The following is a 12828-nucleotide window of genomic DNA, read 5'->3' as shown; positions in this document are numbered from 1 at the left end:
TGTACGGCGGGGTAGGCATGTGCCGGGGAGTGGGGCAGGGGTGGTGGTGGCGTGTAAGGGGGGGGGAGGGAAGAGGGTGGGAGATCTGTTGGTGGCGGTGGCGGGGTTCACCGGGTCGGTGCGGGGTGGGCGGGCGTTGTTCGACGCGGCGGCGGCGCGGCCGGTGCCGATTCCGTTCCACGGGGAATTGGGGTCGCTCAATCCGGTGGTGGTCACGGAGGCGGCGGCGGTGGAGCGGGCGGAGGAGATCGGTGCGGGGCTTGCGGGGTCGATGACGTTGGGCGTGGGGCAGTTCTGTGTGAAGCCGGGGCTGGTGCTGGTGCCGGCGTCGGTGGAGGGGGACCGGTTGGTGGAGGCGTTGGCGAGTGGGGTGGCGCGGGCGGATGCGGGGGTGCTGCTGGACGGGCGGATGCGGGACAGTTTTGTGGCCGGGGTGGCCGAGCGGGCCGGGCTGGCGGGGGTGGAGTGTCCGGTGGTGCCGGGCGCGGAGGGCGAGCGGGGGGTGCGGGCGGGGTTCTTGACCGTGCCGGCCGCCCGCCTGGCCGGGGAGGGTGCGCATGATGTGCTGTTGGAGGAGTGTTTCGGGCCGGTCACGGTGGTGGCCCGTTACCGCGGTCCGGGCGAGGTGGATGCGGTGCTGGGGCGTCTGCCGGGGAACCTGACCGCGACGGTGCACCTGTCGGAGGCCGAGAGCGAGGGGGAGGGGCGGGCCGGTGAGCTGCTGGCCCGGCTGACGCAGCTGGCGGGCCGGGTGCTGGTCAACGGCTGGCCCACCGGTGTCGCCGTCGCCCCGGCCCAGCACCACGGCGGCCCCTATCCGGCCACCACCTCCACCTCCACCTCCGTCGGCGCCACCGCCATCGAACGCTGGCTCCGCCCGGTCACCTACCAGACCACACCCCACGCGCTGCTCCCGCCGGAGCTGCGCGACGACAACCCGCTCGGACTTCCCCGGCGCGTGAACGGCCGCCTGCAACACTGACCCGCATGGAACTGAAGCTGCCCGACCTCCCCTATCCCCTACGGGCATACGGGCCCGAGGCCGACTGGTCCTACGACGACGGTGTGCTGACCGCCTGGGCCGGCCCGCGCCAGGACCGTTTCGTCCCGCCGACCGGCCATGCCCTGGAACCGGCCTCCGACGCGCCCCGCCTGCTCGGCGCGCCGGAGGGCGACTTCCAGCTGATCGCCCGCGTCAAGGCCGGATTCGCCGCGGCCTTCGACGCGGCCGTGCTCTACCTGCACGTCACCGAGCAGGAGTGGGCGAAGCTCTGCCTGGAGCTGTCGCCGGACAGGCCGACGGTCTGCACGGTCGTCACCCGCGGCCACTCCGACGACGCCAACTCGTTCGTCGTCGACGGTGACAGCGTCTGGCTGCGCATCAGCCGCACGGGGAAGGCGTTCGCATTCCATGCCTCCACCGATGGCGAGCAGTGGACCTTCGTCCGCATCTTCACGCTCGGCGACGAGGACCGGGCCGGCGCGGCACTGGTCGGCTTCATGGCCCAGTCCCCCGTGGGCGAGGGCTGTGTGGTCTCCTTCGACCGCATCGAGTACCGCGACAGCTGGCCGGAAGGGCTGCGGGACGGCTCCTGACGCCCGGGAGGCGCCCCTTCCCCGGGCGTCTCACGCCGGTGTCAGCACCGGCGGTCGTCCCGTCGTCCAGACGGCCGCGACCGCCATCCGGCAAAAGCGCCAGCCCTCTTCGGTCCGGCGAAGTCCGGCCTCGTAGCGACCGCCGACGGTGAAACAGCGGATCCTCACCCTCGGGGTGCATGTGGACCATCAGCGCGTTCCAGGACGCCCTGGCCGTGTCCCGCCCTGCGTCGACGTCGGTCAGCAGGTCGGAGGCAATGTGCTGGGTGCGGGCGAACCTCTTGAGAGCCTTCTCCGTGCCGCGCACGGCCTCGGCGCCCTCGAACACCCCGACGGGGGTGACCATGCGCGTGTCGTCGGTCAGACAGCCGCGTGCCCAGCCCGCCGGGAATGCCCGCTCGTCCATGGCCCGGAAGAAACGGGTGACGAGCAGGCTGATCCCGATGTGATCCTGATGGGTGGTCATGCCGTGAGCGTTCACGCTCAACCGCGGTCGAGGTCAAGGGAGCCCGGGCACTTCGGGTAGGGATCTGCAACCGCGCCCGCCCGCAGTCGCGTCCCCCGGCACATGATCAGAACTGCCACGCTCGCGGACCTCGACGCCATAGCCGTCCTGCACGCAGAGGCGCGTGCCACCTACTACCGGGGCCACATCCCCGAGGAGGATTTCGACGGCCCGGCCGAGCGTGCCCGCACCCGGGCCGGCTGGGAGAGGGCGATCAGGCAGGGCAGGGTGCTGTGCGCGGTGCGGGACGGTGTCGTCGCCGGCACGGCCGCCTTCGGTGAGGTGGAAGGCGTCATGACGCTCTCCCAGCTCCACGTCGCCCCCGCGCGCCGGCGCGCCGGTGTCGGGACCGAGCTCCACGCCGCCTGCGTCGAGGCATGGCGGCGCGCGGGCGTGCCGGAGGCCCGCCTCGAGGTGTTCCAGGAGAACAAGCGGGCCCAGGCCTTCTACACCCACCACGGCTGGTACCCGGACCCCGACGAGCCGCTCGCCGGGAACCACCTGGTCCTGCGCTTCACGGTGCCGGCGGCCGAGCGCGGGCAGTGACCCGAGCCGAAGCTGCCGTGGTCCTGGGGCACCTGCCTTGCCGTCGCGGCCGCGACGGCAAGGCAGGCTCCTGCCCGACCGGTCCTGCCGTCCTCATCGCCCGCCGACGGTGAACCGCTGACCGGAGGGGCTCGACCGGCCACCCGCCCCGTGGGGCCTCAGCGGCATCCCAAGGAATGGGACGGGCCCGTCCCCTGTTGAGGTGCCTGCGGAGCGCCCCGGCCCGTCCGGCCCGTCCGTCCTGTCCGACCCGCCCGGCGCCGCCGGCCGGCACGAACCTGGAGTGATGAAGAAGCATGCGCGTCGAGATCTGGTCCGACATCGCCTGTCCCTGGTGCTACATCGGCAAGGTCCGTTTCGAGAAGGGACTCGACGCCTTCGCGCACCGTGACGAGGTCGAGGTCGTGCACCGCTCCTTCGAACTCGACCCCGGCCGCGAGCGGGGCGACACCGCTCCGGTCGTCGACATGCTCGCGAAGAAGTACGGCCGCACCCGCGAGGAGGCGCTTGCCATGGAGGAGCACGTTGCGTCGAACGCCCGCACCGAAGGGCTGGAGTACCGCGTCGAGGGCCGCGACCACGGCAGCACCTTCGACATCCATCGGCTGCTGCATCTCGCCAAGGCCCGCGGCCGCCAGGACGAACTGCTCACTCTCGCCTACCGGGCGAACTTCGCGCAGGAGCGGTCCGTCTTCGACCCGGCCGTGCTGGTGGCGCTCGCGGTGGAGGCGGGCCTCGACGAGCAGGAGGCACGCCGGGTCCTCGCGGATGTGAGCGCCTACGCCGACGACGTACGCGCCGACGAGCGGGAGGCGGCGGAGCTGGGCGCCACCGGCGTGCCGTTCTTCGTGTTCGACCGGCGATACGGGGTGTCGGGCGGGCAGCCCGCCGAGCTGTTCACGCAGGCGCTGGAACAGGCCTGGCAGGGGCGGGAGGTCACGCCCCCCGACGCGGACGCGGTCATCTGCGACGCCGACGGCGCCTGCGAGGTCCCCGCGGCGGCCGACGCCGCCCAGCCGGCTTCGTGAAGCCCCGCTGAACGGTTTCGTCCAGCAAGGCGTGATTGACCCGCAGGGCACGGGACCGCAGGGTGATCCCATGGAGACGCAGATCCTGGAGCCCACGGCCCGTGGCGAGTTCGCGCCCACGACGACGTACCTGAACACCTCGAGCTGCGGGCTGCTCCCGCGCCGTACGGTCCGTGCGGTGGCGGCGCTGGCGCACGAGCTGGCCGACGGACGGCCGGGCGGCGCGGGGGACTTCTCGGCCGTCACCGCCGCCCGGGAGTCCTTCGCCCGCATCGCCGCCGTGCCTCACGAGAGGGTGGCCGTCGGCGGCTCGGTCTCCGTCCATGTGGGGCTGATCGCGGCTTCGCTGGCGCCGGGCTCCGAAGTGCTGTTCCCTGAAGGCGAATACGCCTCCGTGATCACGCCGTTCACCGTGAGAGGCGACCTCAAGACGCGCTTCGCGCCGCTGGAGGGGCTGGCCGCCGCGGTCCGCCCCGGCACCGCGCTCGTCGCGTTCTCGTCGGTGCAGTCCGCCGACGGCCGGGTCGCCGACACGGCGGCCGTGCGCGCCGCCGCCACGGCGCACGGCGCCCGTACACTCCTCGACGCCAGCCAGTCGGCCGGCTGGCAGCCGCTGACGGCGGGGGACTGGGACTATACGGTCACCGGCGGCTTCAAGTTCCTGCTCTGCCCGCGCGGGGTGTCCTTCCTGACCGTGTCGGAGGATGCGCAGGAGGCGCTGCCGCCCCTGCACGCGGGCACCTTCGCCGCCGAACGGCTGTGGGAGACGACGTACGGCCCGATCGAGGAGACCGCCACCTCGGCCCGCCGCTACGACGAGCCGCCGGCCTTCCTCTCGTACCACGGCGCCGAGCAGTCACTCGCCCTGCTGGAGGAGATCGGCATCGACGCGGTCCGGGCGCACGACACCGCGCTGGCACGGCGGTTCAGGGCCGGTCTCGTGGAGCTGGGCCACGAGCCGGTGCCCGCCGACTCGGCGATCGTGGCCGTGCCCGGCCTCGGCCACCGCGCCGGCGAGCTGGCCGGGGCCGGGATCCTGCTGTCCGAGCGCGCGGGCAATCTGCGTGCCTCGTTCCACCTCTACAACTCGCCCGCCGACGTGGAACGGGTGTTGGACCGCCTCTCCGGTTAGGTCCTGCGTGGGCGATCCGAGGATCCGGCCGCGGCGTCGGACGCGGGGCGGCCGGCCGGCTCGCCCGGAGGGTCTCGAACGCCCCGCCCGCTCGGCCCACTGCCGGCCGGGCGGGGCGCCGCTCCGGGCGGCAGCGCACGGGCGAAGGCGGGTCGCCGCTCGAGCGGGGGTCAGCCCCCGCCGCGGCGTTCCGGACAGTCGGCCGTCTCCGTGCACAGGTTGGCCTCGACCATGGACAGCAGGCGCGCCAGCTCCCGCCGGTCGTCCTCGTCCAGTCCGCGGAGCGTGTGCTCCTCCAGCTTCGCCCAGGCTTCCGACACCTCCGACAGGAGCGCGCAGCTCCGCTCCGTCGCCTCCACGAGGACCGCCCGGCGGTCGTCCGGGTCGGGGCATCGGCGGACGTGGCCGGACTGCTCCAGGCGCTGGAGCATCTTGGTCACGGTCGACGGATCGAGGTCGGCCGCCCTGATGAGCTCCGACTGGCGCACCGGCCCGGCGTCCCACAGGCGCATCATCACGAACTCCTGGCCCGGATAGAGGCCCAGCCCCTTGAGCAGCTTGCCCGCGGCGATGCGGTGGAGCCGCGCCACCCGCGAGACGGCGTGGCTCACGGGGCCGCTGCTGGCGGCGTGCGGCAGCGGTCCGGTGCACGCAGGGTCGCCCTGTGCCTCCTCTGCTGTGGACATGGTGCTCTCCTTGGCCGGTTCTCATTGCTTCCAGAATATTACCTTGGTCGGCCAATGAATGCGCTACAGTGGCGTCGCAGTCGATTACTTGGCCGACCACATATTTTTGGGGAGCTCACCGTGACCACCGCATTCGACCCGATCCAGCTCGCCGGCAAGCACCTGCGCAACCGCATCGCCATGGCGCCGATGACCCGCAGTCGCGCCTACGGCCCCGGCCTCACGCCGACGCCTTCCGTAGTCGAGTACTACCGGCAGCGCGCCTCAGCCGGCCTGATCATCACGGAGGGCACCCAGCCCTCCGTGGTCGGCCAGGGCTACCCGGACACCCCGGGGCTGCACAGCGCCGAGCAGGTCACCGCCTGGCGCGAGGTCACCGACGCCGTGCACCGCGAGGGCGGCACGATCTTCGCCCAGCTGATGCACGCCGGCCGGATCGGCCACCCCGTGCTGCTGCCGGACGGGCTCGTCCCGGTGGGCGTGTCCGCCGTCGCCGCGCAGGGGCAGGTCTACACGCACGAGGGCCCCAAGGACTTCGTCGCCCCCAGGGAACTGACCACGCAAGAGATCCGGGCGACCATCGATGACTTCGTGTCCGCCGCGCGCAACGCGATCGAGGCGGGCTTCGACGGCGTCGAGCTGCACGGTGCGAACGGGTATCTCATCCACCAGTTCCTCGCGCCCAACAGCAACCGCCGCACCGACGAGTGGGGCGGGTCCGTGGAGAACCGCATCCGGTTCGCCGTCGACGTGACGGAGGCGGTCGCCGCCGCGATCGGCGCCGAGCGCACCGCCCTGCGGATCTCGCCGTTCAATCCGTACAACGGCATCGAGGAGACGGACTCGGAGGCCGTCTACACCGCGCTCGTCCAGCGGCTCGAGCCGCTCGACCTCGGCTACCTGCACATCACGGAGGCCGTCCCCGGAGGGCGGGAACTCACCCAGACGCTGCGCAAGCAGTTCTCCGGGACGCTCGTCCTCAACCCGGCGACCGACGGGCCGACCGGCCCCGAGGCCCTCACCCTGGTCGAGGACGGCCTCGCCGACGTGATCTCGTACGGCGCTATGTTCCTGGCCAACCCGGACCTCCCGGCCCGCCTCGAGGCCGGCGGCCCGTACAACACCCCGAACCCGGCGTCGTTCTTCGGCGGCGACGACAGGGGCTTCATCGACTACCCGGCGCTGACCGGCTGACCTGCCGGTCGAGGCCGAGCATCCGCGCCGACGCGGACGCGGGCGGGCCGGACTCCCGAGGGAGTCCGGCCCGCCCGCGCGTGTTCCGTGCGGTCACCGCACCGGAGTGAAGTCCCGCGCCCCGATGAAGTCGGGCCGCGGCACCGGCGCCGCGAACGGCTCGACCGCCGTGTTCTCCACGCTGTTGAACACGATGAAGACGTTGCTGCGCGGGTACGGCGTGATGTTGTCGCCGGAGCCGTGCATGCAGTTGCAGTCGAACCAGGTCGCCGACCCGGCCCGGCCGGTGAACAGCCGGATGCCGTGGTCGTCCGCGAAGCGCGTCAGCGCCTCGTCGGACGGTGTGCCGGCGTCCTGCATCTGAAGCGACCTCTTGTAGTTGTCCTTCGGCGTCTCGCCCGCGCATCCGAGGAACGTCTTGTGCGACCCCGGCATGATCATCAGGCCGCCGTTGGTGTCGAAGTTCTCGGTCAGCGCGATGGAGACGGAGACGGTGCGCATGTTCGGCAGGCCGTCCTCCGCGTGCCACGTCTCGAAGTCCGAGTGCCAGTAGAAGCCGGAAGCGCCGAAGCCGGGCTTCACGTTGATCCGGGACTGGTGGACGTACACGTCGGAGCCGAGGATCTGCCGGGCTCTGCCCACCACCCGCTCGTCGCGCACCAGTGCGGCGAACAGCTCGCTGATCTTGTGGACCTCGAAGACCGACCGCACGTCCTGCGACTTGGGCTCGATGATCGAGCGCTCGTCGGCGCGCACCGCCGGGTCGCTGATCAGCCGCTCCAGTTCGGAGCGGTAGACGGCGACCTCGTCGTCCCTGATCAGCTGGTCGACGGTGAGGAAGCCGTCCCGCTCGAACCCCATGAGGTCCGCCGTGGCGATCGGTCCGGGGGCGCCGGGTGCCGACCAGACGACCGGGTCCTTGCGGGGGGTGAGCACCTCACTGGCGCCACGGGTCGGGTACAGGTCGGTGCGTGCGGGTGCGGTGGTCATTTCTCAGCCCTCCTCGGTCAGCAGCGGGTAGACGCCGTTCTCGTCGTGGTCCTCCCGTCCGGTGACGGGGGGATTGAAGACGCAGACGCAACGGAAGTCCGTCTTGGGGCGCATGGTGTGCTTCTCGTGCCCGTCCAGCAGATACATCGTGCCGGGCTCGATCCAGTGGGTCTCGCCCGTCTCGTCGTTGGTCAGTTCGGCCTCACCCTCGACGCAGAGCACGGCCTCGATGTGGTTCGCGTACCACATCGACGTCTCCGTACCCGCGTAGAGCACGGTTTCGTGGAGCGAGAAGCCGGCCTTCTCCTTGGCGAGCACGATGCGCTTGCTCTCCCAGGTGCCGGAAGCGGACTTCACATGGCGCTCGGTGTTCTCGATGTCCTTGAACGATCGGACGATCACGGTGGTTCGTACCTCTCGGTTGTACGGGTGGTCAGGCGGTCTCTCGGACGGAGCGGGCCAGGATGCGCAGGCCCTCGTCCAGCTCGTCGGCGGAGATCGTCAGCGGCGGCAGCAGCTTCACGACCTCGCTCTCAGGCCCGGACGTCTCCAGCAGCATTCCGAGCTCGAAGGCGCGGGCGCAGACGGCGGACGCACGCGCCTTGTCCTCGAACTCCATGCCCCAGACCAGGCCGCGGCCGCGGAAGCTGACGCCCTCGCCGCCCATCTCGTCGACGATGGCGAGCAGCGCCCGCTCGACCTGCTCGCCGCGGGCGATGGTCTGCTTCTCCATCTGCCCGTCGGCCCAGTAGGTGTTGAGCGCCGCGGCGGCGGTCACGAACGCCGGGTTGTTGCCGCGGAACGTGCCGTTGTGCTCGCCCGGCTCCCAGATGTCCAGTTCGGGCTTGAACAGGGTGAGCGCCAGGGGCAGGCCGTAGCCGCTGATGGACTTCGAGACGGTGACGATGTCCGGGACGATGCCGGCCTCCTCGAAGGAGAAGAAGCCGCCGGTGCGGCCGCAGCCCATCTGGATGTCGTCGACGATCAGCAGCATGTCCTGGCGGTGGCACAGGTCCTGCAGCGCGCGCAGCCACTCGGCGCGGGCCACGTTGATGCCGCCCTCGCCCTGGACCGTTTCGACGATCACGGCGGCGGGCTTGTTGAGGCCCGAACCCTGGTCCTCGAGCAGCCGCTCGAACCAGAGGAAGTCGGGGACCTGGCCGTCGAAGTAGTTGTCGAACGGCATCGGGGTGCCGTGCACCAGCGGGATGCCGGCGCCGGCCCGCTTGAAGGCGTTGCCGGTGACGGCGAGTGAGCCGAGCGACATGCCGTGGAAGGCGTTGGTGAACGAGACGACGGACTCGCGGCCCTTCACCTTGCGGGCGAGCTTCAGCGCGGCCTCGACCGCGTTGGTGCCCGTCGGCCCCGGGAACATGACCTTGTAGGGCAGGTCACGCGGCCGAAGGATCACGTTCTGGAACGACTCGAGGAACGCGCGCTTGGCGGTGGTGGCCATGTCCAGGCCGTGGGTGATGCCGTCGCGCTCGATGTAGTCGATCAGGGCGCGTTTCAGGACCGGGTTGTTGTGCCCGTAGTTCAGCGAGCCTGCGCCGGCGAAGAAGTCGAGGTAGGTGTGGCCGTCCTCGTCGTGGAGGTGGCTGCCCTGGGCGCGGTCGAACACGGCGGGCCAGCCGCGGCAGTAGCTGCGCACCTCGGACTCGAGGGTCTCGAAGACGCTCAGGGCGGGCGGGGTGATGGTCACAGCGAACTCCATGGGGGTGGGGTGGGCGCGAGAGGTCAGGGATGACGCGGTGCGCGCGCGGTGCCGTGCGGGCACCGGGCGCACGGCAGCGGTCACGCGGCGACGGGGCCGATGCGGTACAGCACTTCCGGCTGGTGCGTCTCCTCGGGGAACAGCGCACCGTCGAAGAGGACCTCGCGGCTGAGGGATGCTCCGTGGCGCTTGGCGTAGGAGGTGAAGACGGCGTCGGAGGCGGTGTTGTCCGGGGTGATGGTCGTCTCTATCTCGCGGACCCCGTGTCCGCCGGTGACCTTGGCGGTCAGCGCGTCCAGCAGGACGCCGGCCAGCCCCCGGCCCCGGTGCGCACGGTCGACGGCCACCTGCCAGACGACGAGCGCCTCCGGGCGGTCGGGGCGTACGTATCCGGTGACGAAGGCGATGGGCTCGCCGTCACGGCCGCGGGCCACGACGGAGGTGGCCGCGAAGTCGCGACACCACAGCAGGTAGCTGTACGAGGAGTTGAGGTCCAGGACCTCGGAGTCGCGGGCGATGCGCCAGATCGCGGCTCCGTCCTCCACTCGTGGGGTGTCGATCTCAAGGAATTCGTCTCGGGCTCGTACAAGGTCTTCTTGTGCGGCGGTCATGTCGATTCAATTTACCCAGCAAATTCGCGAATTGCATCGGGCCAGGGGGTTGGGTGCCGAGGGCCGTTGTGTTATCGCGCGGGCGCGAGCTCGCTCCAACTCGTCGAGCGATCGCGCGTATATGCCCGGAAATATCCGGGCATATCAACCACCCTGTGGTGTCTGTCACATGGCAGCAACCCGGTTGACACATGCCTGAATCGACCCCGAAAACGATACGAATCCCTACGTTTAACGGTCCCGATCGGGGGCAGCAGAATGCGGGGAGCTATTTACCGGAGTGAATGCGAATTTGCTCTCCACTTTAGTTCGGTGAGTTTAGGCGGACGAATGCGGGGCACCGGGAGCCGATGTGAGAATCCTGCCCCTGGAGCGGCCGCGGAGGCGCGCCGCGGGCGAAGGCCCCGCGCGAGCGGGGCCACTCGGCTCTCAGTCCCAGCTCTCGCCGGCCGCCCGGCGCGCGCCCTCGAGATCGACCGCCCGGCCGTGCTCGGCCAGCGCGCCGCCCAGCGCCGCGAGCGACGACTGCACCACGCCACGGGTCGCGTCCACTCCGTAGTGGTTGATCCGGATCATCTCCGAGGCCAGCGGACCGCCACCGGTCATCACCGGCAGCGACGGGTCGGCGGCGAGCGCCTTCGCCACCAGGTCCCGGGCGTCCACCCCGGCCGGGGCGCGCAGCGTGGTCGCCACCGGGGCGGCGTGCCGTGCCTCGAGTACGTAGGGGGCGATGCCTCCGCCGAGCGCCAGCGCTCCCGCGCGGGTGGCCGCGGCGGCCGCCGCATGCCGGGCCGTCACCGCTTCCAGGCCCTCCGACCCGATCCGCTCGAGGCACGCCTCGAGCGCCAGCATCTCCAGTTGCGCGGGCGCGTGCAGCAGGGCCTTGCGCCCGCCGTCGATCCAGCGCTGCTTCCAGTCGAGCAGCGACAGGTACGAGCCGCGGGGCGCGGTCGGGTTGGCGGCGATGCGCTCCCACGCCCGCTCGCTCACCGACACGGCGGAGACGCCTGCCGGGCCGCCCATCGCCTTCTGCGCGCCGATCACGCACAGGTCCACGCCCCAGGCGTCGGGGAGCAGGGGCTCGGCGGCCACGGACGCGACCGCGTCCAGCATGAACAGCGCGCCGTGCGCCCGTACGACCTCGCCGATCTCGGCGACGGGGTTGGTGTTGCCCGTCGCCGCCTCGGCGTGCACCAGAGAGACGAAGTCGATCTCCGGGTGCTCGGCCAGCGCCCGCGCCACCTGCTCGGCGCTCACCGCCGTGTGGAAGGGCACCTCGAGGTCCACGACATCGGCGCCGCAGTCGCGCAGCCAGTTGCCGAAGGTCTGGCCGTAAGGGCCCGTGACCACGTTCAGCGCCGTCGACCCGGGGTGCGCGCCGCCGCGGATGCAGCCCTCCAGGGGCAGCAGGGCCTCGCCCTGCATCACGACCACGTCCTGCTCGGTGCCGAGCAGCGTCGCGACCCGGCGCTCGATGGACGCGAAGTGCGCGGCGGTCAGCGGGGCGAGGTCCAGCAGCGGGTGTGTCACGGCGGTGCTCGGTTCTCTCATCGGTCCGGACGGCGTTCCCACCGGGGCCGGACGGTGTTCGGACAGTGTTCGGGCTCTCGCTCGAGAGTACCGACGGCCTCGTACAGTTCCTGGCATGAGCGATCACACGGTGCTGCATGTGAAGGGGCGGGTGCTCGTCGGGCCCGAGGAGGTGCGGGACGAACTGTGGGCGGTCGACGGCCGGATCACCTTCGAACGTCCCCGCGCCGAGGCGGTCACCGTGCACGGCTGGGCGCTGCCCGGGCTGGTCGACGCCCACTGCCACGTCGGTCTCGACCACCACGGCCCGGTCGACGCCGCGACCAGCGAGAAGCAGGCCCTCACCGACCGTGAGGCGGGCACACTGCTGATCCGCGACGCCGGATCCCCCTCCGACACCCGCTGGATCGACGAGCGCGAGGACCTGCCGAAGATCATCCGGGCGGGCCGGCACATCGCGCGCACCCGCCGCTACATCCGCAACTACGCGCACGAGATCGAGCCCGAGGACCTGGTGGCGTACGTCGCGCGGGAGGCCCGGCGCGGCGACGGCTGGGTCAAGCTCGTCGGTGACTGGATCGACCGAGACGCAGGCGACCTCACCGCCTGCTGGCCGCGCGGGGCGGTGGAGGCGGCCATAGCGGAGGCCCACCGGCTGGGTGCCCGGGTGACGGCGCACTGTTTCGCGGAGGACTCGCTGCGTGACCTCGTCGAGGCCGGCATCGACTGCATCGAGCACGCGACCGGGCTCACGGAGGAGACGATCCCGCTGTTCGCGGAGCGTGGTGTCGCCATCGTCCCGACCCTGGTCAACATCGCCACCTTCCCCGCCCTCGCCGCGGGCGGGGAGTCCAAGTTCCCCCAGTGGTCCGCCCATATGCGCCGGCTGTACGAGCGCCGCTACGACACCGTGCGTGCGGCCTACGACGCGGGCGTGCCGGTCTTCGTCGGCACGGACGCCGGCGGTTCGCTCGCGCACGGGCTGGTGGCCGAGGAGGTCGCCGAGCTGGTGAAGGCGGGCATCCCGCCGCTGGAAGCACTGTCGGCGACCACATGGGGAGCCAGGAGCTGGCTGGGCCGTCCTGCGCTGGAAGAGGGCGCCCCGGCCGACCTGGTGGTGTACGAAGAGGACCCGCGGGCCGATGTGCGGGTGCTCGCGGCGCCGCGCCGGATCGTGCTCGACGGGCGGATCATCGACTGAGGGACGGGTGACGAGCGTCGCCCGGCTCGGGGTTGATGTCCGACTGCGCCACCGCGCGGCCTTCTGACGCAGTGCGGTGCCGAGACGATCGGAGC

At 71.5% G+C, this 12828-nt stretch carries 14 protein-coding genes; 7 read left to right on the top strand and 7 right to left on the bottom strand.

The genetic code is table 11. The features are described from left to right. Positions 1-982: aldehyde dehydrogenase family protein (locus MDN94_RS30700; RefSeq protein ID WP_482729077.1), on the top strand; the 982-nt coding region annotated here is incomplete at its 5' end. 5 nt (positions 983-987) lie between these two features. Further along, positions 988-1596 carry a DUF1349 domain-containing protein gene (locus tag MDN94_RS30695; RefSeq protein WP_482729076.1) on the top strand — a complete coding sequence of 203 codons (609 nt, stop codon included), beginning with the start codon at positions 988-990 and terminating at the stop codon, positions 1594-1596. Here the strand turns inward: MDN94_RS30695 and MDN94_RS30690 are convergent. Next, positions 1499-2002, bottom strand: coding sequence for a nuclear transport factor 2 family protein (locus MDN94_RS30690; RefSeq protein ID WP_482729131.1), 504 nt, complete (start codon positions 2000-2002; stop codon positions 1499-1501). The genes MDN94_RS30695 and MDN94_RS30690 overlap by 98 nt on opposite strands. Before the next feature lie 162 nt (positions 2003-2164). Here MDN94_RS30690 and MDN94_RS30685 point away from each other — a divergent pair, with 162 nt between their 5' ends. From MDN94_RS30685 to MDN94_RS30675, 3 genes are all read left to right on the top strand, one after another. Beyond that, on the top strand, positions 2165-2647 hold the full coding sequence (locus MDN94_RS30685; protein ID WP_482729075.1) for a GNAT family N-acetyltransferase: 483 nt from the start codon (positions 2165-2167) through the stop codon (positions 2645-2647). A gap of 296 nt (positions 2648-2943) precedes the next feature. Next, positions 2944-3675 (top strand): DsbA family oxidoreductase, encoded by a 732-nt coding sequence (locus MDN94_RS30680; protein WP_482729074.1) that lies wholly within the window; start codon positions 2944-2946, stop codon positions 3673-3675. A 70-nt stretch (positions 3676-3745) separates the two neighbouring features. After that, positions 3746-4807: an aminotransferase class V-fold PLP-dependent enzyme gene (locus MDN94_RS30675; protein WP_482729073.1), complete on the top strand. Its 1062-nt coding sequence runs from the start codon at positions 3746-3748 to the stop codon at positions 4805-4807. Between the two features lie 170 nt (positions 4808-4977). Here MDN94_RS30675 and MDN94_RS30670 read toward each other — a convergent pair whose 3' ends face one another. Then, positions 4978-5493, bottom strand: coding sequence for a MarR family winged helix-turn-helix transcriptional regulator (locus MDN94_RS30670; RefSeq protein WP_482729072.1), 516 nt, complete (start codon positions 5491-5493; stop codon positions 4978-4980). Between the two features lie 120 nt (positions 5494-5613). Between MDN94_RS30670 and MDN94_RS30665 the strand changes: the two genes are divergently transcribed. Beyond that, positions 5614-6687, top strand: coding sequence for an alkene reductase (locus tag MDN94_RS30665; protein ID WP_482729071.1), 1074 nt, complete (start codon positions 5614-5616; stop codon positions 6685-6687). A 93-nt stretch (positions 6688-6780) separates the two neighbouring features. Here the strand turns inward: MDN94_RS30665 and thpD are convergent, their stop codons facing one another. The 5 genes from thpD to MDN94_RS30640 form a co-directional block, all read right to left on the bottom strand. Beyond that, positions 6781-7677 carry an ectoine hydroxylase gene (gene thpD / locus MDN94_RS30660; protein WP_482729070.1) on the bottom strand — a complete coding sequence of 299 codons (897 nt, stop codon included), beginning with the start codon at positions 7675-7677 and terminating at the stop codon, positions 6781-6783. Between the two features lie 3 nt (positions 7678-7680). Next, complete coding sequence (locus MDN94_RS30655; RefSeq protein ID WP_482729069.1) at positions 7681-8079, bottom strand: ectoine synthase; 399 nt, start codon at positions 8077-8079, stop codon at positions 7681-7683. Positions 8080-8110: 31 nt separating this feature from the next. After that, complete coding sequence (ectB, locus tag MDN94_RS30650) at positions 8111-9379, bottom strand: diaminobutyrate--2-oxoglutarate transaminase (RefSeq protein WP_482729130.1); 1269 nt, start codon at positions 9377-9379, stop codon at positions 8111-8113. A 92-nt stretch (positions 9380-9471) separates the two neighbouring features. Further along, positions 9472-10002, bottom strand: coding sequence for a diaminobutyrate acetyltransferase (ectA, locus tag MDN94_RS30645; RefSeq protein WP_482729068.1), 531 nt, complete (start codon positions 10000-10002; stop codon positions 9472-9474). 429 nt (positions 10003-10431) lie between these two features. After that, positions 10432-11532 carry a pyridoxal-phosphate-dependent aminotransferase family protein gene (locus tag MDN94_RS30640; protein WP_482729067.1) on the bottom strand — a complete coding sequence of 367 codons (1101 nt, stop codon included), beginning with the start codon at positions 11530-11532 and terminating at the stop codon, positions 10432-10434. A 115-nt stretch (positions 11533-11647) separates the two neighbouring features. Between MDN94_RS30640 and MDN94_RS30635 the strand changes: the two genes are divergently transcribed. Beyond that, complete coding sequence (locus tag MDN94_RS30635; protein ID WP_482729066.1) at positions 11648-12733, top strand: amidohydrolase family protein; 1086 nt, start codon at positions 11648-11650, stop codon at positions 12731-12733. Positions 12734-12828: the final 95 nt, after the last annotated feature.

The sequence above is a fragment of the Streptomyces sp. WAC00040 genome (genome assembly GCF_056835925.1).
This window is presented reverse-complemented; position numbering and strand designations above follow the sequence as displayed.

Excerpts from the sequence above, each read along its gene's own strand:
- MDN94_RS30670 (WP_482729072.1), bottom strand. The coding sequence starts at position 5,493 with ATGTCCACAGCAGAGGAGGCACAGGGCGACCCTGCGTGCACCGGACCG.
- MDN94_RS30695 (WP_482729076.1), top strand. The coding sequence starts at position 988 with ATGGAACTGAAGCTGCCCGACCTCCCCTATCCCCTACGGGCATACGGG.
- MDN94_RS30680 (WP_482729074.1), top strand. The coding sequence starts at position 2,944 with ATGCGCGTCGAGATCTGGTCCGACATCGCCTGTCCCTGGTGCTACATC.
- MDN94_RS30675 (WP_482729073.1), top strand. The coding sequence starts at position 3,746 with ATGGAGACGCAGATCCTGGAGCCCACGGCCCGTGGCGAGTTCGCGCCC.
- ectA (WP_482729068.1), bottom strand. The coding sequence starts at position 10,002 with ATGACCGCCGCACAAGAAGACCTTGTACGAGCCCGAGACGAATTCCTT.
- MDN94_RS30685 (WP_482729075.1), top strand. The coding sequence starts at position 2,165 with ATGATCAGAACTGCCACGCTCGCGGACCTCGACGCCATAGCCGTCCTG.
- MDN94_RS30635 (WP_482729066.1), top strand. The coding sequence starts at position 11,648 with ATGAGCGATCACACGGTGCTGCATGTGAAGGGGCGGGTGCTCGTCGGG.
- MDN94_RS30690 (WP_482729131.1), bottom strand. The coding sequence starts at position 2,002 with ATGGACGAGCGGGCATTCCCGGCGGGCTGGGCACGCGGCTGTCTGACC.
- thpD (WP_482729070.1), bottom strand. The coding sequence starts at position 7,677 with ATGACCACCGCACCCGCACGCACCGACCTGTACCCGACCCGTGGCGCC.